Raw genomic sequence first — 21,799 nt, forward strand, 5'->3', positions numbered from 1 at the left:
GAAATGACGCAACGAATCACTCCAGGGTAAGATTTCCAAATGGCTTGACAGGGCGGTCCTTGACCGCCCCCTTCGATCCATGCCAGGCTCGGTCCATGGTCGCCCCCTATTCGACCGGACCGAAGGACGCCGGGAGCCATGATCGCGCGGCCGCCGCGCAGGCCGCCGCGCTCAAGGCCCTGGCCCGGCTGGCCCGAGGCGACCGGCGGGCCAAGATCCTGCATCGGTTGAGGGTCCAGCTTCGCCGGCTCCAGGCCTACCTGGAGCTGGTCGGCGAGGTGGAGAACGCCGAGCGGGTGGCGGCGTGCGTCTCGCGCCTGAGCGACTTGCGGACGCTGCACGTCTTCCAGGCCTACTTGCGGACTATCCGCGCTCCGGGAGAGGATCGGCGCGCCGTCCGCGCCCGCGCCAAGGCCCTCAGGAGAAAACTTGACCGCAAGGACGTCTGGGGCCGGATCGCCCGCCGCGTCGAGCGCCATGCGCTTCCGCCCAGCCCCGCTCCCGCCGACTGGCTCGCGCGGCGGTTCCCCGCGCTGCGGCGGCAACATGCGGCGGAGCTCGCCGCGCTGATCGCCGAGGCCCGGGCCGATCCTCGTCGCAGGCGCCTCCACGCCCTGCGTCTCAAGGTAAAGGCACTCCGCTACCAGGAAGAATGGGCCGCCGGCCGGACCAAGCTGGCGCTGCGACTCAAGGAGGCCCAGACCGCCCTCGGCGAATACGAGGAGCGGGCCCAGTTCCGCAAGCTGGCCCGCAAGCTCGGGCTCCGGTCGCTGGACCGGATCACGATGGACTGGCGGAGGGCCCGCGACCGGGCGCGGAGGGTCCCCGCCGGGCTCGCGCCCGTGCTCGACACCTTGGCACACGCGAACGTCCTCCCCTTCCGCGCCGCCGACGGACCCTCCGGCCGCCGCCCCCGACCGGCCCCTTGACTTATCAAGAACCGTTGATATACTCTCCCGTCATGGTGGTCGCCAAGGCCGACAGCGTAGAGCGGGCCGCCCGGCTCTTCCACGCCCTCTCGGATGAAACGAGGCTCCAGATCATCCAGGAGCTGCGCGAGGGCGAGCAGTGTGTCTGCGACCTGGTGGATCGGCTTGGCATCGCGCAATCCCGTCTGTCCTTCCATTTGAAGACCCTGAAGGACGCGGGGCTCATCACGGACCGCCCAGCCGGGCGGTGGGTCTACTACGCGCTGGACTCGGCGGTCTTTTCGGAGGCGGAAGAGTTGCTGCGCGGCTTCAAGCCGGCCAAGAGCAGGCTCCCGGTGGCCGACCGTTGCTGTCAGTGAGATTTTTTTTGCCCAAACCCATCAACATTTATTGCTGAATGGCGGAGGTGGCGCATGGACTCGGATGAGATCAAGGAAGTCGTCAAGAGCCAGTACCGTCTGGCCGCGCTCGAGGTCAAGGGGGGAAGAAGCTCCTGCTGCACGCCGGCCTCTTCGACCGCCCATTGGGACCCGATCACCTCGGACCTCTACCGGCCCGAGGATCGAGAGGGGTTGCCGGTCCTGTCGCTGGAAGCCTCCCTCGGTTGCGGTAACCCGACGGCCCTGGCCCAACTCAACCCCGGCGAGGTGGTCCTCGACCTCGGCTCCGGCGGCGGGATCGACGTGCTCCTCTCGGCCCGGCGCGTCGGGCCGACCGGCAAGGCTTACGGGCTCGACATGACCGACGAGATGCTCGCGCTCGCGGAGGAGAACCGGCGGCAGGCCGGCCTCGCCAACGTGGAGTTCCTCAAGGGCGACATCGAGGCCATCCCCCTCCCCGAGGCCTCGGTGGACGTCGTCATCTCCAACTGCGTGATCAACCTCGCGGCCGACAAGGGCCGGGTCCTAGCCGAGACCTTTCGGGTCCTGAAGCCGGGCGGCCGGCTGGCCGTCTCCGACATCGTCGTCCGCGGGACCGTGCCGCCGGAGATCCGTCGCAACATCGAGCTCTGGGCCGGCTGCGTGGCCGGTGCGCTGGAGGAAGCCGAGTACCGGGCCATGCTGGCGGCGGCCGGGTTCACCGACATCGCGGTCGAGCCGACGCGCATCTATCGGGCCGAGGACGCGCGGGAGTTTCTCCAGGGCGCCGGGCTGGACACGGAGGCGGTCGCGGCCCGGGTGGACGGCAAGTTCATGAGCGCCTTCATCCGGGCGAGGAAGCCCGCCGTGCAGCCGCAACGGTGACGGGCGATGGACGAGCGTGAGTCAGGAGGTCTGCTGATGGAGATGGCACTGCCGGCCGCGACCGCTGACGCCCAGCCCAAACGGCTCAATCCCTTCGAGCGGTACCTGACCGCCTGGGTCGGCCTCTGCATGGTCGCGGGGGTCCTCTGGGGCACCTGGGCACCGGACATGATCCAGGGGCTCCGAGGCCTGGAGTTGGGCGAGGGCAGCCGGATCAACCTGCCGATCGCCGCTCTGATCTGGCTCATGATCGTGCCCATGATGATGAAGGTGGACGTCTCCTCCATCCTGCGCGTCGGGCGGCAGCCGCGGGGGCTTTTCGTCACGCTCTTCGTGAACTGGCTAATCAAGCCCTTCTCGATGGCCGCCATCGCCTGGCTGTTCTTCCGGCTGCTGTTCTCGCCGTGGATCAGCCCGGCGGAGGCGGACCAGTACGTCGCCGGCGCCATCATCCTCGCGGCGGCTCCCTGTACGGCGATGGTCTTCGTCTGGAGCCACTTGACCGACGGGGACCCGGCCTACACGCTCGTCCAGGTGTCCCTCAACGACCTGATCATGCTGGTCCTGTTCGCCCCGATCGTCGGGCTGCTCGTCAGCGGCGCCTCGTCCCTGGTGCTCCCCTTCCACGTGCTGCTCGACTCCGTCGTCGCCTTCATCGCGATCCCGCTGGCTCTGGGCGCCGCCCTGCGGACCTGGTTCATCAGGCGGCACGGCCTCGCGTGGTTCGAGGGGACCCTGCTGCCCCGGTTCGCACCCGTGACGATCACGGCGCTCCTCGCCACGCTGGTCCTCATCTTCGCCTTCCAGGCCGACAACATCACCGGCCGGCTCGGGCACGTGCTCCTGATCGCCGTACCCATCCTCGTGCAGGTTTATTTCACCTCCTCGCTCGCCTACGGGTTGATGTGGTGGCTCGACGTCCCCTACGCGGTCGCGGCGCCTGGCGCGCTGATCGGCGCGAGCAATTTCTTCGAACTGGCCGTGGCGACCGCGATCGCGCTCTTCGGCCCGGAGTCCGGCGCAGCGCTGGCGACGGTCGTGGGCGTGCTGGTGGAGGTGCCGGTCATGCTCTCCGTCTGTGCCCTGTGCAACCGGACGAGGCACTGGTTTCCTTCCACCCGCAAGGGGTGAGGCGTCAGATGCCGGAGCCGGAGAAGAAATCGCGCGTCCTGTTCCTGTGCACGGGGAATGCCTGCCGCAGTCAGATGGCGGAGGGCTGGCTGCGGCACCTGGCCGGGGAGCGGTTCGAGGCGGCGAGCGCCGGGACGCACCCGGCCGGCCTCAATCCCGGCGCCGTCGCGGCCATGCGGGAGCGGGGCGTGGACATCTCCACCCACCGGTCCAAGTCGGTGGCGGAGCTGGCGGGCGAGGAGTTCGACTACGTCATCACGGTCTGCGACCGGGCGAAGGAATCCTGCCCGGTCTTCCCCCGCGCCGCCCGCACGCTGCACTGGAGCTTCGACGACCCGGCGGCCGTCGAGGGCTCGCCCGAGGAGCGGCGGGCGGCCTTCCGCCGGGTCCGCGACGAGATCGCGGCGCGGATCGCCGGGTTCATCGCGCGGACACCGTGAGCCGGCCCCCCCCACCCGACAGCCTGCCGGTCCTTGAGCCGAAAGTTTACGCTCCCGCAACTGGTCGGTCATTCTTCCGTTACAGCCTCCTCGTACCCTCCGCGTCGAGCTATGTCCTTGCCGCCTCGCCAGCCCCGCCGCCCGCGCTCGGAGGTCACCCCGATCCTTCGGCTGATCCCGGCCCTCGCGATCCTCGCGGTTTCGGCCCTGCCGGGGCCGCTGGGCGCAGCCGCGCTCTTCGCGGCGGAGGAGGCCCCGGCGAGCCCGCCCGCCGTCCCGTCGCCGGCCCAGCCCCCCGCTCCGACCGCGGCCGAGCTGCAGAGGCGCCTGGAGCTGCTGGAGCGCAAGGTCCGGGAGCTGCAGGAGACCGGCCCCGCGCCCCAGGGGCCGCCGGCTCCCGCGCCCACCCCGGCAACCGAAGTGCCGGTGGAGGTGGACAAGCGCCTCGACCTCCTGGAGGAGTGGAAAGCGAAGGTCGAGCGCCTGCCTTCCCTGTCCGGCAAGGTGAACGTCGGTCTCAACGCCCTGCAGTTCCTCTACTCGCACCAGGACGCCCAGGTGGCGGCCGGCCAGAGCCAGGACAACTTCTCGATCCGGCGGTCCGAGGTGTTGCTGTACGGCCGGATCAACGAGTACCTCCCGAAGTGGCACGTCCTGTTCGAGTTCCAGAGCATCAACCTGACGCCGAGGACGCCGGGGTGCCCGTCGAGCGGCAGTTGCGCGAGCGCGGCCACGGGTCCGCCCGCCTCGGCCACCTTCTTCCGTGAGTCGTACATCGACTACCGCCCCAGCGTGAACCTGGCCCCCAGCCTGAACTTCATCCGGATGGGCATCTTCCGGATGCCCTTCGGCATCTTCACGGAGACCTCGGGGGGACTGCGCGACATCATCAGCTCGCCCTACCTGAACGCCGTCGGGAGCGGGTCCCCCAACGCCCTCGGGACCGGCGGCCCCATCGACTTCATCCAGGAGCGCGACTTTTTCGTGGACGCCCGCGGCCTGCTGGGCAACCGGCTCGAATACGTCGTCGGCATCATGAACAACAACAACTTCCAGGCCAACGCGGTCGGCGCGAACGGGCCCAAGGTCGTCTATACGCGGCAGCGGTTCCTGCTCACCGACGTCTCCTTCGTCAGCTTCACGGTCATGGGGGGCGGGAGCAACAACACAAACACCGCGATCAACGGCCGTGGCCAGGGAAACTTCGACCGCTACGGCGCCGATTTCCGCTACGTCTCCAAAGTCATCCCCGGCCTCTATCTGCAGGGCGAATACTGGCAGGGCCACGACGCCTCCAACCAGACGGTCGTCGGGCTGCCCGCCCAGGGCGACTGTCTGAACAAGGCCCTCTGCGGCGGAAGCGGCGCGCCGGGGGTGCAGCGCCGGACCTGGTACGTCTACGGCAAGTACCTCTTCACCGAGGGCTTGGTCCAGAACTGGGAACCGGTCGTCTACTACGAGCAGTTCGACCCCAACACCAAGGTCTCCGACGACCTCTACACGCGCCTGATCCTCGGCCTGACTTACTACTTCGAGAACCTCCCGCCGAAGATCCAGAGCAAGGTCCAGTTCAACTACGAGTTCCGGCACCACCAGGGGCTGGGACCGGGCATTCCCTACAGCTCGAACTTCGACGCCTTCGCGCAAAACGCCTGGCTGATCCAGTGGCAAATCCGCTACCAGTGAGGGAGCGGCGACCGCTGGCGCTTTCCGTGCGGCTGTGATAGAAGCCAGGGCCGGTGGGGCGACGCGAGTCGCCGGCCACGAAGGGGAAATGAGGCCCCGATGGTGCATCGCCTCCGCTTGCCTCTCCGACGCTCCGCCGGCGTCGGGCCGGCTGTCACCCGTCGTCTGCTCCGGGCCGCGTGGTTCGTCGCCGTCGTCGGCCCCGCCGGGCCGGCTGCCTGCACGACCCAGGCCGCCTGGCTTTCGGAGACGCCACGCGGCGGGACGATCACCTACTCGATCAAGGACGAAGGCGAGGTCCTGTCATCGCCGGCCCGGAGAGACGCGCTCGCGTTGATCGAGGAGAAATGCGGCAAGGACTACCGAATCGTGCGCGAGGGGCGGGTCGCGCGCGTCAACCAGCGGGCCGACCGGATCTGGCAGGGCCAGATCACGGAGGAGATGGTCTGGGCCGTCCAGTTCACCTGCTCGTGAGTCGGGCGGCCGTCCCGACCAATCGTGACCGCGGTCTGACCCTCGCCGTGATGCTGGGGCTCGTGCTGATCCCCGGCCTCACCGGCTGTGTGCTGTTTTCCAGTCAGCAGGTCACCTTCGAGGGACAGGGCATCAGGGTCGGACTGGAGACCGACCTCTCCGTCTCCCGGCCGGCATCCCCCAGGCCCAACAGCCATCCCGTCGTGATCGCGGAGCAGGACCTCCGGCGGCTGCTCGCCCTGCTCCAGGTTTCCGGCTATAGCGGCACGTTGCTGGGGCTGGTCGTCGAGCCTCCCAGACGTCCGGTCTTCTCCCAGACCGAGTTGGAGCTGCTGGCGGCGCCCCTCGCGGCGGCGCTCGCCCAGGCCAAGCCGAGCGAGCGGGTCTTCTTCTCGCTCAAGAACCCGGCCGCGCCCTACGAGCGGGACCGCACCGTCGGCGCCCTCTTCGTCCGCGGTCCCCTCCTTCACGTCGTCCTCACCGATCACTACGCCTACCTCCGAGCGGATACGGCGGGGGGCGAAGACTATCCGGACCCCCGCGACCACAAGGGGATGCGGCTCTATCTCGCCAGGCCCGCCGCGCCGGCCCACGTGGCCCCCGACCAGGAGCCGGCCTGGGACCCGTTGGAGCCGGTACACCTGTCTTTCAACTACCGCGAGGCGATGTCGGCCCTTGCCGCGCTGGCCGACCAGACGGAGAGTCGGACGGCCCCGGCCGCCACGGTCCGTCCCGCCGCGCCGGCGGCCGACACGACGCGCCAGGACGAAGCGCAGCGCCTCCGCCGGCAAATCGAGGAGCTGACCGATTCGAACCTGGACCTGCGGAATCGGCTCAAGGACCAGTCTGAAGAGCTGGAACGACTGAAGCAGGAGGTCGAGCGCCTGCGGAAGGACCAGCCGGCGCCCCAGAAGAAGGGCGCCAGGAAGCCGCCGCCCCCCAATAATTAACCGGTCCGTAACAACGGAGTGCCGCGACGGTAACAGCCGGACGCTATCGTGCCAAGCAACAAGGGAGGGCACGATGACGCGACGCAACCGACAGGGACGCCTCCTCGGACCGGCGCTGGCCGTGATCCTGGCCGGCTGCGCCGGGACGACCGGCGTGACCCAACCCCAGGACCAGGCCTCCCGGCTCCTCGCCGAGGCGCAGCAGGAGTACGCCAGGGGCGCGCAGGCCGAGTCGGCCGCGACCCTCTCCCAGGCCCTCCGGCGTTTCCCGGACCGCGCCGACGTCTGGAACGCCCGCGCCTTTGTCCTGGCCGGGCAGGGCCGGACCGACGATGCGATCGCCGACCTCACCCAGGCCGTCCGCCTCGCCCCCGGTCAGGCCCGGTACCATCAGAACCTCGGCGTCGCTCTGCTCCAGGCCGGACGCGAGGACGAGGCCCTGACCGCGTTGAATGACGCGCTCCGGCTGGATCCCCGCTCGGCGCCGGCCCTGACCCATCGAGGGCTCCTGCACCGCCGTGCCGGCCGGCTCGATGCCGCGCTGGCCGACTACGACACCGCCCTCGCCCTGGACGGCCGCAACGCCGTCCTCTACGCCAACCGGGCGGTCGTCCACGCGCTGGCCGGCTCGCTCCAGGCCGCCCTGGCCGACCTCGATCACGCCCTGGCGCTCGACGGCTCCCTGCGCCAGGCCTACGAGAGCCGCGCCCTCGTCCGCCTCCAGCTCCTGCAATTCGATCGGGCGGTCGCCGACTTCACCACGGCCATCCAGCTCGGCGCCGCCGGGGCCGAGCTGCACTACAACCGCGGTGTCGCCTACGCGCTGCGGGGAGAGCCGGGCGAGGCGAACCGGGACTTCGCCCTCGCCTGCCAAGGCGGGTACAGCCGGGCCTGTCCCCGGATCGCCGCGCCGGCTCCGCCGGAGACCGGCGCAGGACGCTAGGCGCTCTCCGGTCACCCCGCCGCCCTCCCCCTTGCACGAGCCCGGCCGCCGTGGTAGAAGTCGAACAGTCCTTCCCGTCGCCGGGAGGTGTCCCATGACCATGCGGCCCATGTTCCTGCCCGCCCTGCTGGTCGTGCTCCTGCCCCTCGTCGGTCACGCCGCACCGCCGATCTTCCCCCCCGACGCCACCAGGGACCTCGACGACGCCGTCCCGTTCGGCGTGCTCAAGGCCCAGCCCGACACCTACACGGGGCGCGCAGTCACGCTGGGAGGCAAGATCGTCGCCGTGGAGGAAACCGACCAAGGACTCCTGATCCTGGTGAAGAACCTGCCGATCGCGGAGCATCCCGTGTACGGACCGGTGGAGATCGAGGGGGTGACGGGTGAGCAGTTCGCCGTCCTGTACCAGGGGCGCGTTGATCCGGAGGGGCTCTGGTTCGGGAACAAATTGATGGTGGTGGCGGTGGCGCAGGGCAACCGGAACGTCCTGACTCCGAGCGGTGTGATCCGGAGCAGGCCCTTCGTCCTGGCCCGGTGCATGCACGTCTGGAAGACGGGCGAGTACGGCTCCTACGAGATCTCCGACTTCCCCCACACCACCGACGGCTATTACTCGCTCCCGCAGGAAACCTACTGCGCGCGCCGTTGAAGCCCGCCCGGGCCTACTTGGCCGGCTTGGCCGGCGCGCAATGGGTCTCCTGGGGCAGCGACGAGTAGCCGGCGCCGGCATCCTCCTGGAAGCCCGCGATCGAGCCGGGCCCCGTCTCCCAGACATGCAGGCAGTCCGCCACCAGGTAGGGCTCGGTCTTGGGCGCACCCTCGACCATCACGTGGATGCGCCCCTCCGTCTTGCCCACCACGATGAATTTGTTGCCCCGCCTCAAGACCTCCGGCTTCAACGGCCCGGGGTACAGCAGCGCAAACTCGTACTGGCCCGTGCGCTTGCCGGACTCGGCCGGGCCGTACACGGGATGTTTGACGATGGGCAGTTGCTCCGCGATGATCAGGATCCCCTTCCCATCCTCGTCCGGTCCCGCCTGGACGATCCGGCCGCCGAACTGCACCCGGTGCCCCGACCCCGACGGCCCGGCCGGATTGCTCGGGCCCGCGTCGCGCCAGGCCTCGAAGCTGAACAGCGGATCCACATCCCGCATGACTTCCGGCGGAAAGAGGCTCGGCCCCGCGCAGCCTCCCAACGCAAGCGACAAGGCGAACCCGGCGTACCCCGCGAAGCGCATTCCCCTCATCCGGCCCACACCTCCCCTGTCATGGCGTTGCTGGTTCCAGCCGCGGCCCGTCATGAGCGGACCCGGCCCTGCGGACCGTTGTAAGGGGAAGGCGTTACCGCCCGATAATGGGGCTGTTAACTGTCGGTTACGAGGCAACCGGTCGGCGGCGGGGTCGGCGGACAGCCGAGCGTCTCAGCCACTCACTCCGGCACGTAATAGACCCAGCCCATCTTTTTGACGCAATTCTCGATCACCGTGACCTCGATGAACTTGCTCCCCTGCTGCAGCTTCGGGTCGTTCTGCACGCGCATCTGGCAAGCCTTGTAGTCCGTCATGAACTCGTCCTTCGGTTTCTCCGGATGAACCCACTCGCCCGTGGAGCAGCCGGGCAGGATCAACCCCGCCGCGATCCCGGCCATGACGATGAACTGGTGCATAGTCCCTCCCTGATCAAGAGCCTCGCCCCGAAGCTGCGAGAGCTTACCGGCCGTACCTGCGCGCGTCAAGCCTCGTTGGTCCGGATGCCCGTCTGTCCGCCGAGTCGAGCTCGTTCCAGGCAGGCCAGCACCTCCGCGTCCTCCACCTGCTCGAAGGAGCGGTACTGCTGCCCCACCGCGTAGAAGGGCTCGGGGGTCTCGGCGATCACGCCGTCGTCCACGGCCGCCGCGATCCGCGCCGCCGTATCCGGCGGCGCCACGGGGAGCGCCGCCACTAGCCGGCCCACGCCACCGGCTCGCAGCGCCCGCACCGAGGCCAGATAGGTGGCGCCGGTCGCCACCCCGTCGTCCACCAGGATGACCGTCCGCCCCCGGAGTGACGGTAGCTCGCGCCCTCCGCGGTAGAGCGCCCGGCGCCGCGCGATCTCCCCCTCCTGCCGTCGCCGTTCCCCCTCGACGTGCCGGGCAAAGGAGGGAAAGATGTCCAGCACCTCACGATTCAGATGGAGGTAGCCGGTCTCCGCCACCGCCCCGACGGCCAGCTCTGGGTTGTCCGGCGCACCCAGCTTGCGCGTGATGAACACGTCCAGGGGCAGCCGGAGCGCGAGGCTGATCTCCAGCCCGACCACGACGCCGCCACGGGGAACGGCCAGGACCAGCCCGCCCGGACAGCCCCTGTACGCGCCGAGCAACTCCGCCACCCGGCGCCCCGCCTCGGAACGGTCGAGGAAGGTCATCCCGCGCCGCCCGGAACCGCAAGGTCCCCCGGCTTGCAGGGGGGCCGCCTCCGGGTGTAGGCTCCCCCGCGAAGCTGGCGTAGCTCAATCGGTAGAGCAGCGGTTTTGTAAACCGCCGGTTGGAGGTTCAAGTCCTCTCGCCAGCTCCAGCCCCCGCCCAGCGACCCCGTCGCAATCCGCACATCGGCATGACGGCCCTCCTGACAGGACGCCGGCCTTCGGGAGCGGACCACCGTCCGCGAAATCGGTTTTCCATGGGGATCGCGACCCGCCGGCGCCGCACCAGCGTCGTCGGAAGGGAAGGAGCCATTGAGGTCGCAGCGGAGCCTGAAGCGGGGGCCCCCTCCCCGCGGCGGCGGGGGGAGACCGCACCCGCCGCGTTCGCTGAAGCCGTCGAACCGTCGATGAGGCCTCGGTCGGCCGATCCGCGTCTACTGGCTGACCGCCTGTTTGGCCGCCTTGTGCTCCTCGATCACGCGGCCGGCCAGCTCGCGGGGCACTTCCTCGTAGGTGGCGAACTCCATCGAGTACGTGCCGCGCCCGCCGGTGATCGAGTTGAGGGTCGGCGCGTACTTGAGCATCTCGGCCAGGGGCACCAGGGCCTTGATGGCCTGGATGCTGCCCTTGGCCGTGACCCCCTGGATGCGGCCGCGCCGGGAATTGAGGTCCCCGATCACCGCGCCGACGGCGTCGTCCGGCGTCACGACCTCCACGCTCATGATCGGCTCCAGCAGGACGGGGCTCGCCTGCTCCATCGCCTTCTTGAAGCCCATCGAGGCGGCGATCTTGAACGACATCTCCGAGGAATCCACCGTGTGGTAGGAGCCGTCGTAGACGGTCACCCGGATGTCCACCACCGGAAAGCCGCCCAGGATGCCCTCCTGCATGGCCTCGACCACCCCCTTCTCGACGGCGGGGATGAAGTTGCGCGGGATGGCCCCGCCGACGATCTTGTTCTCGAACTGAAAGCCCTTGCCGCGCGGCAGCGGGTCGAGCTGCAGCCAACAGTCGCCGTACTGGCCGTGGCCGCCCGTCTGTTTCTTGTACTTGCCCTGCGCCTGCGACATCTTGCGGATCGTCTCCTTGTAGGGCACCTTCGGCGTGTGGATGGTCACGTCCGCCCCGTACTTGCGGCGCAGCTTCTCGAACGTGACGTCCACGTGGAGCTGCCCCATGCCGCTCAGGATCATCTCCTTGGTCTCGACGTTGCGGACGAACTCCAGCGTCGGGTCCTCCTCGACGAGCTTGTGCAACCCGAGGCTGACCTTCTCCACGTCCGCCTTACTCTTGGGCTCGAGGGCGAAGGACAGGACGGGCTTCGGCAGGTGCACCGAGGGATAGAGGATCGGATGATGCTCGTCGCAGATCGTGTCGCCGGTCTGGGTGTCCTTGAGCTTGCCGATCGCACCGATGTCGCCCGCGCTCAGCCGGTCCACCTGGCTGTATTTCTTCCCGAGGATGTAATAGAGGTGGCCGCCGCGCTCCTTCACCTTGCGCGTCGCGTTGTAGAAGCCGCCGTCGGCATCGAGCGTTCCCGACAGCACCCGGACGTAGCTCAGACGACCCATGAAGGGATCGATGATGGTCTTGAAGACGTAGGCCGAGAAGGGATCGCCCGGCACCGCCTGCCGCGTCGCCGGCTCGCCGGTCTGGGGATGTGTCCCCTCGATCGGCCGAGCCTGCGCCGCATCGAGCGGCGAGGGCAGGTACTCGGCCACCGCATCCAGCAGGGCCGTGACCCCGACCAGCCGCAGGGCGGAGCCGCAGAGGACGGGCACGATCGCCCGGGCCCGCACCCCCGCCTTCAGCCCCTGCCGGATCTCCTCCGCGCTCAGGTCGCCTTCGGCCAGGTACTTTTCCAGCAACCGGTCGTCCGCCTCGGCCGCGCCCTCGACGAGGGCCTTCCTCGCCTCGGCGACCGCCGCGGCCATCGCGGCGGGGACCGGCCCGGTCTGCACCTTGGCGCTGTCCTTGACGGGGCGGATCGCCTGCTGGGCGATCAGGTCCACCACCCCTTCCAGCGAGGCTTCCTGGCCGATCGGCAATGCGAGGGGCAGCCCCTTGAACTCCAGGGCCTTCTCGCACTCCTCCAGCACCGGCCCCAGTGCGGTCCGCTCCTTGTCCAACTCGTTGACGAAGAGGAGGCAGGGCAAGCCCCGCTCCGCGCTCGCGGCCCAGATCTTCTCCAACTCGGTCCGGACTCCCGACGAAGCGCCGACGACGACGAGCGCCGCATCCACTGCGGAGACGGCCAGCCGAGCCTCGCCCAGAAAGCTCAGGGCCCCCGGCGTGTCCACGAAGTTGATGGCGACATCCTTCCACTCGACGCGCAGGACGGAGGCGCTGACCGACACCTTGCGATGGACTTCCTCCGGCTCGAAGTCCGAGACCGTGCTGCCCGCCTGGACGGACCCCATCGCCGGGATCGCTCCGGCCGCATAGAGCGCGGCTTCCACCAGCGACGTTTTCCCCGCGCCGGTGTAGGACACGACGGCGACGTTGCGGATTCGCTCGTTCCTGGGTTCTTTCATGGCACCTCCCCGACGGCCGGCGGCGCCAGACCGGTCCGAATGATGCGCGGAGCCGCGAGCGCCCGGATCATCTCTTCCCACAGGGTTTCGGAGTCGCGTTCGAAGATGGACGCCGGGTCCGCCTTCACCGTGGCCCAAGAGCCGACCGCCATCTCGGATTCCAACTGGCCCGGCGCCCAGCCGGCATAGCCGGCATAGGCTCGGAAGGATTCACCCGGACGCGCCGCAGACAGTATCTTCTCGATGAGTTCGGGGTCCCCGCCGAGATAGACCCCCTCCATCACGGGGGTTGTAGCCGCCGGAGCGTCCTTGAGCTTGAGCAGGAGCAGGACGGCCCTGGGCGCGACGGGCCCTCCGATGAAGAGCCGGTGGCCGGTGCCCCGGAGCGCAGGGACCGACGGCAGGGCCTCCTCCAGCCGCACCGGGGACGGCCGGTTGACCACGAGACCGAGGGTCCCCCCCGGGCCGTGGTCGCAGAGGAGCACGACGGTTTCGTGAAAGTTGGGATCGCCCAGGGAGGGACTGGCGATCAGGAACACGCCGCGCCCCAGGGGCGGCCGGTCGCCGTCGACGGGGAACCGGGGGCCGCGCTCGGCGGCCCACAGGCCTCCGCCCGGCCCGCCCAGCAGCAAGGCAAGCCCCACGACCCATCCCGCGGCGATCGGGCCGGGGCCCAGGCATAAGGGGGGTTGCACGCCCAACCTGCACCTCCGAGCTGTAGGGGAGGAAGGCCTCGCTGCGAGCGCCCTGCAGGACTCTTCCGGGTGCTTGGTCGCTTATACCAAAACTCGGGAAGGGCGGCAATTCCTTTCCCGGCGACCCGAGTCAAGGCGCCAGCCATCCGCGGTCGGCGAAGCTCACATAGCGTCCGTCGCCGACGATCACATGGTCCAGCACCCGGATGCCCAGCACCTCCCCCGCCGAGACCAGCCTGGCCGTCAGGGCTCGGTCTTCCCGGCTGGGGGAAGGATCGCCGCTCGGATGGTTGTGCAGGAAGATGACGGCGGCGGCCGACTCCCGCACCGCGATGGTAAAGACCTCGCGCGGATGCACGATACTCAGCGTCAGGCTCCCCTCGGACACCGTCGTTTCACGGATGATCGTGTGCTTGGCGTCGAGGAGCACGACCTTGAAGACCTCGTGACGGAGGTCGCGCAACCGCGGGTGGAAGTGGTGGAAAATGTCCTGGCTGGAACCGATGCGCGTGCCAGTGGACAAGGGCGCCGCCAGCACGCGCTTGCCGAGTTCGAGCGCCGCCTTGAGTTGGGCGGCCTTGGCCGGGCCGACCCCGGACACGCCGCAGAGCTCTTCCACCCCGCAGTGGGAGAGCCCCTGAAGCCCCCGCAGGCGCTCCAGCACCTCCATGGCGACCTGGACGGCCGACCGGTCGACGCGGCCGACCCGCAGCACGATCGCCAGGAGCTGCGCGTCGGTCAGCGCCTCCGGGCCGTTGCGCAGCAGGCGCTCGCGCGGACGCTCGCCCGCAGGCCAATGTTTGATCGCGCGCCCCCGCTTCTTTCCCGGCACGGCTGGTCCTCCTCCAACACGAAAGACTCAACAAAGTGACAGTTTTTGGCAGGTTTCAACCCCTCGCTCTCGGAGGCAAATCGCCCAAGTGGTTGACTTTTCAGGATTGTCTCCGATGGATCGGTATTTGCCTGTAGTGGGGCACCGGACACTTCGCGAGGGAGGAACCCATGACCTGTCCACGATGCAAGGGGCTGATGATGCTCCAATGCTTCTCGGATTTCTTCCACATTTTCCACGCGTGGAAGTGCATCAACTGCGGCGCCATCCTGGACCGCACCATCACCGGCAACCGACGCAAGAGCCTCAGCGGTCTGCCCCTCGGCTCCGTGACGCTTCCCTGATGGGGCCGGCGCAGGTCGGACGCCGTCTCCCGCCGACGAGGGACGGCGCCCCGCGCCGATCATCCTCCATAGAGAAAACCCATTATACGCACCGGTCCCGCGCCTCAGAACCCGTCAATCGCGGTCCCTCGCCTTGACCCTCTAAAAATCGGTGTGATAGAGTCAGCCACCTCTTCTTGAAGGAACGCCCGCGTGCGCGTCATCGCCGGTTCTCACAAGGGACGCCGCCTCCTCGGCCCGCGCGGGCCGGGCCTCCGTCCCACCCCCGACCGGGTCAAGGAAGCGCTCTTCTCGATCCTGGGCGACCGGGTGCGGGAGGCCCGCGTCCTGGACCTCTACGCCGGCACGGGCGCGATCGGCATCGAAGCGCTGAGCCGGGGAGCACGCCGCGTCACGTTCGTCGAGGCACACCCATCGTCGCTGCGCGTGCTGCGGGACAACCTGACGCGCTGCGGGCTGGACGGCGCCGCCGAGGTCCACCCCGAGGAGGCCGAGCAATTCCTCGGCCGGCGCCGGGAAGACACCGGCCCCTACGACCTGATCTTCGCCGACCCACCGTACCGGATGGACGCCGCTCCCCTGCTCATCCGGCTGGACGCCCTCGCCGGACCGCACACGCTGGTGGTCGTGGAGCACGGCACGAAGACCCCGCCGCCCGCCGAGGCCGGGCGCTGGACCAGGATCCGCCGGTACCGGTACGGAGACACCTCGCTCTCGCTCTACGCCTCGGCCGAGGAGAACGCGAGCCCCTCATGAAGATCGGCATCTATCCCGGCACGTTCGATCCCATCACCCGCGGCCACACGGACATCGTGACGCGGAGCCTCCGCCTCTTCGACCGGATCATCGTCGCCGTGGCGCTGAACCCGAGCAAGAAACCCCTGTTCGACCTCGCCGAGCGGGTCGAGATGGCCCGGCTGGCCACCAAGGACATCCCCCACGTCGAGGTCGACTCCTTCGACGGCTTGCTGGTAGAGTACGTCAAGCGGCAGGGCGCCCACGCGGTGATCCGCGGCCTGCGGGCGATCGCGGACTTCGAGTACGAATTCCAGATGGCGCTCGTCAACCGGAAGCTCGACAACCGCTTCGAATCGGTCTTCCTGATGCCCAGCGAGGAATACACTTACCTGACCTCCAGCATCATCAAGGAAGTGGCCGCCCTCGGCGGCTCGCTCTCGGACTTCGTCCACCCCGAGGTGGCCAGGCGCCTCATCGAGCGGCTGCGCGGGGGACGGCCGTGAAGCTCGCCGCACGCACGACGCGCATCGTCCCCTCCCCCACCCTCAGCATCACCGCCCGCGCCAGGGCCATGGCGGCCCAGGGCATCGACGTGGTGGAGTTCGCCTCGGGCGAGCCGGACTTCGACACGCCGGAGCCGATCAAGGCCGCCGCCGAGGCGGCCATGCGCGCCGGCTTCACGAAGTACACCGCCGCGAGCGGCATCGACGAGCTGAAGCAGGCCATCGTCGAGAAGCTGGAGGCCGACCAGGGGCTGCGGTACGAGAAGTCCCAGGTGCTCGTCTCCTGCGGGGCCAAGCACACGCTCTACAATCTCGCCGAGGCGCTCTTCGAAGCGGGCGACGAGGTGGTCATCCCCGCGCCGTTCTGGGTGTCCTACCAGGACCAGATCCTGCTGAACGACGCGACCCCGGTCCTCCTCGACACGAAGGAGGCCGAGGGCTACGCCGTGAGCCGGGAGGCGCTGGAGGCGACGGTCACGCCGCGGACCAAGGCCGTGATCCTCAACAGCCCCTGCAACCCGACGGGCGCGACCTACGACCGCCGGACGCTGGAGGGCTTCGCCGAGGTCGCCCTCCGGCACGACCTCCTGCTGATCTCCGACGAAATCTACGAAAAGATCCTCTACGACGGGAAGGAGCACGTCAGCGTCGCGAGCCTCGGGCCGGAGGTGAAGGCCCGGACGATCGTGGTCAACGGCGTCTCCAAGGCCTATGCCATGACCGGCTGGCGCATCGGCTATGCGGCCGGGCCGAAGGCGCTCATCACGGCGATGGCCGACATCCAGAGCCAGAGCACCTCGAACCCCTGCTCCATCTCGCAGAAGGCCGCCGTCGCCGCGCTCCGCAGCGGGGACGCCTTCACGCGCGCCATGGTCGTGGAGTTCGATCGTCGGCGCCGGTACATGGTCGAGCGGCTGAACGCGATTCCCGGCGTCACCTGTCGGCTCCCGACCGGGGCCTTCTACGCCTTCCCGAACATCTCGGGCCTGCTCGGACGGCGATCCGCCGCCGGCCCGATCGCGTCGCCGACCGACCTCGCCGCCTATCTGCTGGACGAGGCCCGCGTCGCCGTCGTGCCCGGCGAACCCTTCGGCAGCCGCTCGCACATCCGGCTGTCCTACGCCACGAGCCTGGACGCGATCGCGCGGGGGATGGACCGGATGGAAAGCGCGCTGGGCAAACTGAGCTGAGGCGCCGCCTCCCCGTCGCCGCCGCTTGACTTCAGTCTCGATGGGATTATCAGGCAGCAGTCGCGCCCCGACTCCGGGGGGCGCCGCCAGACCCGAGAGGTGAGCTGTGCCGATCTACGAATATCTCTGCGATGCCTGCCAGAACCGGCTGGAAGTCAAGCAAAAGGTCAGCGATCCGCCCTTGGCCGTGTGCGAGCGTTGCGGCGGAGCCCTCCGGAAGCTGATCTCCTCGCCCGCCATCATGTTCAAGGGCAGCGGCTGGTACGTGACGGACTATTCCGACAAGCTTAAGCCTCCGGCGGAGGCGGGAGCGGCGTCCGGCACCGACAAGAAAGAGGCGCCGGCCGCGGCCGGCGCCGCCGCGCCGACCGGCGGCGATGCCGGCTCGGGCAACGGCGCCTCGGCTTCGGCCCCCGGCACGCCCGTCTCCCCCTCCACCACGTCCACGCCCGCTCCCTCCACCGCCGCAACGTAGCCGCGCCTACGGCTTCGCCTGGGCCCGGGCGGCCGGCTTCTTCGCCGTGGGCTTGCCGGTGCCCGTAGCCGGCTTCTTGGCCTTGGCCGGCGATTTCGCCGCCGCCTTGGCCGCGGGCTTGGCCTTCCCGGCCGGCTTGGCGAGCTTCGTCAGCTTCTCCCGGGCCTCCGCCAGGCTTTGCTCCAGGGACGCCAGTTTCGTGGAAAGATCCTGATTCTGGCGTTCCATCTCGTCGAGCTTGGCTTGCAGCTCGCTCCCCACCTTCGTCAAGTCGGCCAACTGCTGCTCCAGCCTGGCCTTCTCGGCGTTCGCCGCCTGGAGTTCGGCTTGAAGCTGCTCGATCTGGGCCTGCAGGGCCGGGGGCCAGTAGTCGCACCCGGTCAAGCCGCACGCGACCAGCACTCCGAGCACCGCCAGCACGACGAACGATTTGGAGCCGCTGCGCCTCATTCTCCGTTTCCTCCTTGTGGGTGGCCCGTTCAGTCTCTTCTCAGGACGGAGACGGATATCCCGCCTCGCGCAGGATCGCCGCGATCCTGGCCCTCGGCACGGCGCCTTCCCGCAGGAGCCGCAGCCCATTCACCGTGTCCACGAGGGTGGAGGGCGCGCCGCCCGCGGTCGTTCCCCCGTCGAGGATCAGGTCCACCTCCCCGCCCAGGCAGGCCGCGACCTCTTGGGCGGACCGAGCCGGCGGCTCGCCGGAGCGGTTGGCGCTCGTCCCCGTCAGGGGTCCGAGGGACCGCAGCAGGTCGGCGAGGACCGGATGGCCGACGTGGCGGAGGCCGACCGTTCCCGTTCCCGCCGTCAACTCGACGGGCAGACCGCTGGCCGCCTTCACGATCACCGTGAGCGGTCCCGGCCAGAAGCGCTCCATGAGCAGCCGGGCCGCCGCGCCGATCTCTCCCGCCAGCGACTCCGCCTGGGTCCGGTCGCCGACGAGGACGAGGATCGGTTTACCCTCCTCCCGCCCCTTGATCGCGATGACGCGCCGGACGGCCGCCTGATCGGTCGGCGAGGCGCCCAGCGCGTAGAACGATTCCGTCGGGAGCGCCACCACGCCGTGGTCTCGGAGGACGGCGGCGACCTCTGCGACCCGTCCGGGCGGCAACCCCTTCCCCAACGTCAGCACCCTGGCCATCGTGCCCGCTCCGAGAGAGGAGGCGGCCCCCTCACTTCCGCGGGAGGACGCGCGCGGCGATGTCGGACCGGAAATGACGGCCTTCGAAGCCGATCAGGTCCGCGACGGCGTAGGCGCGGTCCCGCGCGGTCTTGAAGTCGGGACCGAGGCCCGTGACGCCCAGCACCCGCCCGCCGGCCGTCACCACCGCCTCGCCCCTTCTGCTCGTGCCGGCGTGGAACAGGAGGACGTCTCCGGAGGCCGGAACCCGGTCCAACCCCGTGATCGGCAGGCCGGTCGCGTAGGAGCCGGGATAGCCGCCCGACGTCAGCACCACGCAGACCGCCGCCTGCCTCGCCCACTCGATCTCAAGCTGGTCCAGGCGATGCTCCGCGACCGCCTCCAGGATGTCCAGGAGATCCGTCTTGAGGAGGGGAAGCACGGCCTGGGTCTCCGGGTCTCCCATGCGCGCGTTGAATTCGAGCACGTAAGGCGTGCCGCGGACGACCATGAGGCCGGCATAGAGGACGCCGTGGAAGGGGCTGCCGAGCCGGGCCATGGCGTCGACGACTGGCCGGAGCACTTCCCGGACGACCGTCACGCGGAGCGCCTCGGTCCCGAGGGGCGCCGGCGCGTAGGCGCCCATCCCCCCCGTGTTCGGTCCCCGGTCCCCGTCCCCGACCCGCTTGTGGTCCTGGGCCGCGACCATCGGCACGACGGTCTTCCCGTCGACGAAGGCCATGACGGTCAGCTCTTCGCCGTCGAGGAACTCCTCGACGACGATCCGCCGCCCCGCCTCGCCGAAGACCTGTTGTGCCAACAGGGCCGTGGCCGCCTGCACGGCCTCGTCCCGCGTCTGCGCGACGACCACGCCCTTCCCCTGGGCCAGCCCGTCCGCCTTGACGACGACCGGCAGCGGGTGGCGTCCGATGTGGTCGAGGGCCGGCGCCAGGCTGTCGAAGACGCGGGAGGCGGCGGTGGGCACCCGGCAGCGGACCATCAGCTCCTTCGCGAAGCTCTTGCTCGACTCAAGACGGGCGGCGCCCTTCGTCGGCCCGAAGACCTTGAGCTTCGCCTTGCGAAACTCGTCCACCAGCCCCAGCGCGAGGGGCGCTTCCGGACCCACCACGGTCAGGTCCACCCCTTCCGCGAGCGCAAAAGCCTTGAGCCCGGCGACATCGTCGGCAGCGATCGGCACGCAGCGGGCGATCTCGGCGATCCCCGCATTCCCCGGAGCGCAATAGAGGCGGGTGAGGCGTGGGCTCTGCGCGAGCTTCCAGGCGAGGGCATGCTCGCGCCCCCCGCTGCCGACGACGAGCACCTTCACAGGCCGACCCTCCGTAAGACGCCAGGGGTGAAGGGTGAGGGGTTGGAGGAAGGTCGCGATAAGGACCGCGCGGAGGCGGAACCCGGCCGGTCACTCATCACGCCTCACGGGGCGCGCGCGCGCCGCTGGCGGACTCGTTCACCATCCCGCTAGTGGCGGAAGTGGCGCATGCCGGTGAGAATCATGGCGAGGTTGTGCTCGTCCGCCGCTTTGACGATCTCCTGGTCCCGAATCGAGCCGCCCGGCTGGATGACCGCGGTGATCCCCGCCTTCGCCGCCTCGTCGAGCCCGTCGCGGAAGGGGAAGAAGGCGTCGGAGGCCATCACGCAGCCCTTGACGGGGAGCTGCGCCTTCATGGCGGCGAGCTTCACCGAGTCCACGCGGCTCATCTGGCCGGCCCCGATGCCGACCGTCTGGCCCGCCCTCGCGTACACGATGGCGTTGGACTTGACGTGCTTGCAGACCTTCCAGGCAAAGGCGCAGGCCGCGTACTCCTCCTCCGTCGGCCGCCGTTGCGTCGGCACCGCGAGGGCCTTCAGGTCGGCCAGCGCCCCCAGGTCGCGATCCTGCACGATCAGCCCGCCGACCAGCTTCTTGAGGTCCAGCCGGTCCTGCCCGCCGCCCGTCAGGGGACCGACGTCCAGGAGCCGGAGGTCCTTCTTGCGGCGCAACTCGGCCAGGGCGTCCTCCGCGAAGCCCGGCGCGATCACGACCTCGACGAAGGTGGAGGTGATCTCCTTCGCCGCAGCCAGGTCCACGGGCCGGTTGAAGGCGATGACGCCCCCGAAGGCCGACACCGGGTCCGTCTCCCGCGCGCGCACGTAGGCGTCCACCGGCGTCCGGCCGGTCGCCACGCCGCAGGGGTTGTTGTGCTTGATGATGACGGCCGCCGTCTCGGCGAACTCCTTGGCCAGCTCGAGCGCGGAGTTCGCGTCGAGGTAGTTGTTGTACGACATGGCCTTGCCGTGGAGCAGCGTCGCGCGCGCGACCGAGGCCTCCCGGCAGGAAGCGTCCCGATAGAAGGCGCCGCGCTGATGCGGGTTCTCCCCGTAGCGCAGGGTCTCGCCGCGCTGGTACTGCAGGGTGAGCACCGACGGGAAGAGGTCCTCGCCGCCCGCCTGCCGCTCCAGGTAGCCGGCGATCATGCCGTCGTAGCGCGCCGTATGCTGGAACACCTTGGTCGCCAGCTCGCGCCGCAGGGCCGACGTCACGCCGCCGGCCTTGAGAGCCTCCAGCACACGCCCGTAGTCGGCGGGGTCCACGACCACCAGAACATCCTCGTGGTTCTTCGCCGCGGACCGCAACATGGACGGACCGCCGATGTCGATGTTCTCGATCGCCTGCTCGAAGGTGCAGTCGGGCTTCGCGATCGCGGCCTCGAAGGGGTAGAGGTTCACGACGACGACGTCAATCGGTCCGATCCCGTGCTGCGCCATCTGGGCGACGTGGCCGGGATCGCGGCGACGGCCCAGCAAGCCGCCGTGAATCTTGGGATGCAGCGTCTTCACCCGGCCGTCGAGGATTTCCGGCGACCCGGTGTAGGCGGCGACGTCCGTCACCGCCAGGCCGGCCTCGCGGAGGGCTTTGGCAGTGCCGCCGGTAGAGAGGAGCTCCGCGCCCAGGGCGGCCAGACCCGCGGCCAGATCCACCACGCCCGTCTTATCGGACACGCTGATCAACGCCCGCTGCACGCCGGCCATGGCTGATCTCCCCTCATGTGGATCGGTTGGCGAGGCAAGGTCTGAAACAAACCGGCGCAAGAATAGCAGATGCCTTCAGCACGTTGCAAGGCGGCGTATTGAGTCATCTAAAATCTTACCGAGAGACAGATCGTTGCGTCATTTGTA

Annotated in this window: 25 protein-coding genes and 1 tRNA gene; 16 read left to right on the forward strand and 10 right to left on the reverse strand. The window is 69.4% G+C overall.

What is annotated here, in order from left to right; all coding sequences use genetic code 11:
• Positions 1 to 95 precede the first annotated feature (95 nt).
• From AC1U7O_RS10250 to AC1U7O_RS10295, 10 genes are all read left to right on the forward strand, one after another.
• Positions 96 to 929 (forward strand): CHAD domain-containing protein, encoded by an 834-nt coding sequence (locus AC1U7O_RS10250; RefSeq protein WP_479894666.1) that lies wholly within the window; start codon positions 96 to 98, stop codon positions 927 to 929.
• Between the two features lie 32 nt (positions 930 to 961).
• Positions 962 to 1,288, forward strand: coding sequence for an ArsR/SmtB family transcription factor (locus AC1U7O_RS10255; RefSeq protein WP_479894667.1), 327 nt, complete (start codon positions 962 to 964; stop codon positions 1,286 to 1,288).
• A gap of 54 nt (positions 1,289 to 1,342) precedes the next feature.
• Positions 1,343 to 2,173: an arsenite methyltransferase gene (locus AC1U7O_RS10260; protein ID WP_479894668.1), complete on the forward strand. Its 831-nt coding sequence runs from the start codon at positions 1,343 to 1,345 to the stop codon at positions 2,171 to 2,173.
• A gap of 36 nt (positions 2,174 to 2,209) precedes the next feature.
• Positions 2,210 to 3,304 (forward strand): ACR3 family arsenite efflux transporter, encoded by a 1,095-nt coding sequence (arsB, locus tag AC1U7O_RS10265; RefSeq protein ID WP_479894669.1) that lies wholly within the window; start codon positions 2,210 to 2,212, stop codon positions 3,302 to 3,304.
• Between the two features lie 8 nt (positions 3,305 to 3,312).
• Positions 3,313 to 3,744: an arsenate reductase ArsC gene (locus AC1U7O_RS10270; RefSeq protein WP_479894671.1), complete on the forward strand. Its 432-nt coding sequence runs from the start codon at positions 3,313 to 3,315 to the stop codon at positions 3,742 to 3,744.
• Between the two features lie 117 nt (positions 3,745 to 3,861).
• Positions 3,862 to 5,430, forward strand: coding sequence for a hypothetical protein (locus tag AC1U7O_RS10275; protein ID WP_479894672.1), 1,569 nt, complete (start codon positions 3,862 to 3,864; stop codon positions 5,428 to 5,430).
• A 99-nt stretch (positions 5,431 to 5,529) separates the two neighbouring features.
• Entirely contained in the window at positions 5,530 to 5,904 is a 375-nt protein-coding gene (locus tag AC1U7O_RS10280; RefSeq protein WP_479894674.1) for a hypothetical protein, read from the forward strand.
• Positions 5,901 to 6,854, forward strand: a complete 954-nt coding sequence (locus AC1U7O_RS10285; RefSeq protein WP_479894675.1) for a hypothetical protein — start codon at positions 5,901 to 5,903, stop codon at positions 6,852 to 6,854. The genes AC1U7O_RS10280 and AC1U7O_RS10285 overlap by 4 nt, the downstream gene beginning before the upstream one ends.
• 73 nt (positions 6,855 to 6,927) lie before the next feature.
• Entirely contained in the window at positions 6,928 to 7,797 is an 870-nt protein-coding gene (locus AC1U7O_RS10290) for a tetratricopeptide repeat protein (protein ID WP_479894676.1), read from the forward strand.
• A 94-nt stretch (positions 7,798 to 7,891) separates the two neighbouring features.
• The gene (locus AC1U7O_RS10295; protein ID WP_479894677.1) at positions 7,892 to 8,446 is read left to right on the forward strand and encodes a Slp family lipoprotein; all 555 of its coding nucleotides are present in this window, start codon (positions 7,892 to 7,894) and stop codon (positions 8,444 to 8,446) included.
• A 13-nt stretch (positions 8,447 to 8,459) separates the two neighbouring features.
• Here the strand turns inward: AC1U7O_RS10295 and AC1U7O_RS10300 are convergent, their stop codons facing one another.
• From AC1U7O_RS10300 to AC1U7O_RS10310, 3 genes are all read right to left on the reverse strand, one after another.
• Positions 8,460 to 9,044, reverse strand: coding sequence for a Slp family lipoprotein (locus AC1U7O_RS10300; protein WP_479894679.1), 585 nt, complete (start codon positions 9,042 to 9,044; stop codon positions 8,460 to 8,462).
• A 182-nt stretch (positions 9,045 to 9,226) separates the two neighbouring features.
• Complete coding sequence (locus tag AC1U7O_RS10305) at positions 9,227 to 9,463, reverse strand: hypothetical protein (RefSeq protein ID WP_479894680.1); 237 nt, start codon at positions 9,461 to 9,463, stop codon at positions 9,227 to 9,229.
• 65 nt (positions 9,464 to 9,528) lie between these two features.
• Positions 9,529 to 10,200 carry a phosphoribosyltransferase gene (locus AC1U7O_RS10310; protein WP_479894681.1) on the reverse strand — a complete coding sequence of 224 codons (672 nt, stop codon included), beginning with the start codon at positions 10,198 to 10,200 and terminating at the stop codon, positions 9,529 to 9,531.
• 73 nt (positions 10,201 to 10,273) lie between these two features.
• On the opposite strand from AC1U7O_RS10310, the gene AC1U7O_RS10315 reads away from it, so the two are divergent.
• Positions 10,274 to 10,349, forward strand: a tRNA-Thr gene (locus tag AC1U7O_RS10315).
• Positions 10,350 to 10,631: 282 nt separating this feature from the next.
• On the opposite strand, the gene fusA is transcribed toward AC1U7O_RS10315, so the two are convergent.
• From fusA to radC, 3 genes are all read right to left on the reverse strand, one after another.
• Positions 10,632 to 12,731 (reverse strand): elongation factor G, encoded by a 2,100-nt coding sequence (gene fusA / locus AC1U7O_RS10320; protein WP_479894682.1) that lies wholly within the window; start codon positions 12,729 to 12,731, stop codon positions 10,632 to 10,634.
• Positions 12,728 to 13,426, reverse strand: a complete 699-nt coding sequence (locus AC1U7O_RS10325; RefSeq protein WP_479894683.1) for a YqgE/AlgH family protein — start codon at positions 13,424 to 13,426, stop codon at positions 12,728 to 12,730. The genes fusA and AC1U7O_RS10325 overlap by 4 nt, the downstream gene beginning before the upstream one ends.
• Before the next feature lie 130 nt (positions 13,427 to 13,556).
• Entirely contained in the window at positions 13,557 to 14,258 is a 702-nt protein-coding gene (gene radC / locus AC1U7O_RS10330; protein WP_479894684.1) for a RadC family protein, read from the reverse strand.
• Between the two features lie 170 nt (positions 14,259 to 14,428).
• Between radC and AC1U7O_RS10335 the strand changes: the two genes are divergently transcribed.
• From AC1U7O_RS10335 to AC1U7O_RS10355, 5 genes are all read left to right on the forward strand, one after another.
• Positions 14,429 to 14,602: a hypothetical protein gene (locus AC1U7O_RS10335; RefSeq protein ID WP_479894685.1), complete on the forward strand. Its 174-nt coding sequence runs from the start codon at positions 14,429 to 14,431 to the stop codon at positions 14,600 to 14,602.
• 192 nt (positions 14,603 to 14,794) lie between these two features.
• Positions 14,795 to 15,358 carry a 16S rRNA (guanine(966)-N(2))-methyltransferase RsmD gene (gene rsmD, locus AC1U7O_RS10340; protein ID WP_479894686.1) on the forward strand — a complete coding sequence of 188 codons (564 nt, stop codon included), beginning with the start codon at positions 14,795 to 14,797 and terminating at the stop codon, positions 15,356 to 15,358.
• Positions 15,355 to 15,843, forward strand: a complete 489-nt coding sequence (gene coaD / locus AC1U7O_RS10345; protein ID WP_479894687.1) for a pantetheine-phosphate adenylyltransferase — start codon at positions 15,355 to 15,357, stop codon at positions 15,841 to 15,843. Before rsmD ends, coaD begins: the two co-directional genes overlap by 4 nt.
• Positions 15,840 to 17,033: a pyridoxal phosphate-dependent aminotransferase gene (locus AC1U7O_RS10350; protein ID WP_479894688.1), complete on the forward strand. Its 1,194-nt coding sequence runs from the start codon at positions 15,840 to 15,842 to the stop codon at positions 17,031 to 17,033. Before coaD ends, AC1U7O_RS10350 begins: the two co-directional genes overlap by 4 nt.
• A 106-nt stretch (positions 17,034 to 17,139) precedes the next feature.
• On the forward strand, positions 17,140 to 17,508 hold the full coding sequence (locus AC1U7O_RS10355; RefSeq protein WP_479894689.1) for an FmdB family zinc ribbon protein: 369 nt from the start codon (positions 17,140 to 17,142) through the stop codon (positions 17,506 to 17,508).
• 6 nt (positions 17,509 to 17,514) lie between these two features.
• Here AC1U7O_RS10355 and AC1U7O_RS10360 read toward each other — a convergent pair whose 3' ends face one another.
• From AC1U7O_RS10360 to purH, 4 genes are all read right to left on the reverse strand, one after another.
• Positions 17,515 to 17,958, reverse strand: coding sequence for a hypothetical protein (locus AC1U7O_RS10360; protein ID WP_479894690.1), 444 nt, complete (start codon positions 17,956 to 17,958; stop codon positions 17,515 to 17,517).
• Between the two features lie 40 nt (positions 17,959 to 17,998).
• On the reverse strand, positions 17,999 to 18,646 hold the full coding sequence (locus AC1U7O_RS10365; RefSeq protein ID WP_479894691.1) for an L-threonylcarbamoyladenylate synthase: 648 nt from the start codon (positions 18,644 to 18,646) through the stop codon (positions 17,999 to 18,001).
• Between the two features lie 31 nt (positions 18,647 to 18,677).
• Positions 18,678 to 19,952 carry a phosphoribosylamine--glycine ligase gene (gene purD, locus AC1U7O_RS10370; protein WP_479894692.1) on the reverse strand — a complete coding sequence of 425 codons (1,275 nt, stop codon included), beginning with the start codon at positions 19,950 to 19,952 and terminating at the stop codon, positions 18,678 to 18,680.
• Positions 19,953 to 20,101: 149 nt separating this feature from the next.
• Positions 20,102 to 21,652, reverse strand: coding sequence for a bifunctional phosphoribosylaminoimidazolecarboxamide formyltransferase/IMP cyclohydrolase (gene purH / locus AC1U7O_RS10375; protein ID WP_479894693.1), 1,551 nt, complete (start codon positions 21,650 to 21,652; stop codon positions 20,102 to 20,104).
• Between the last annotated feature and the right edge of the window lie 147 nt (positions 21,653 to 21,799).

Source organism: Candidatus Nitrospira neuquenensis (assembly GCF_979578155.1).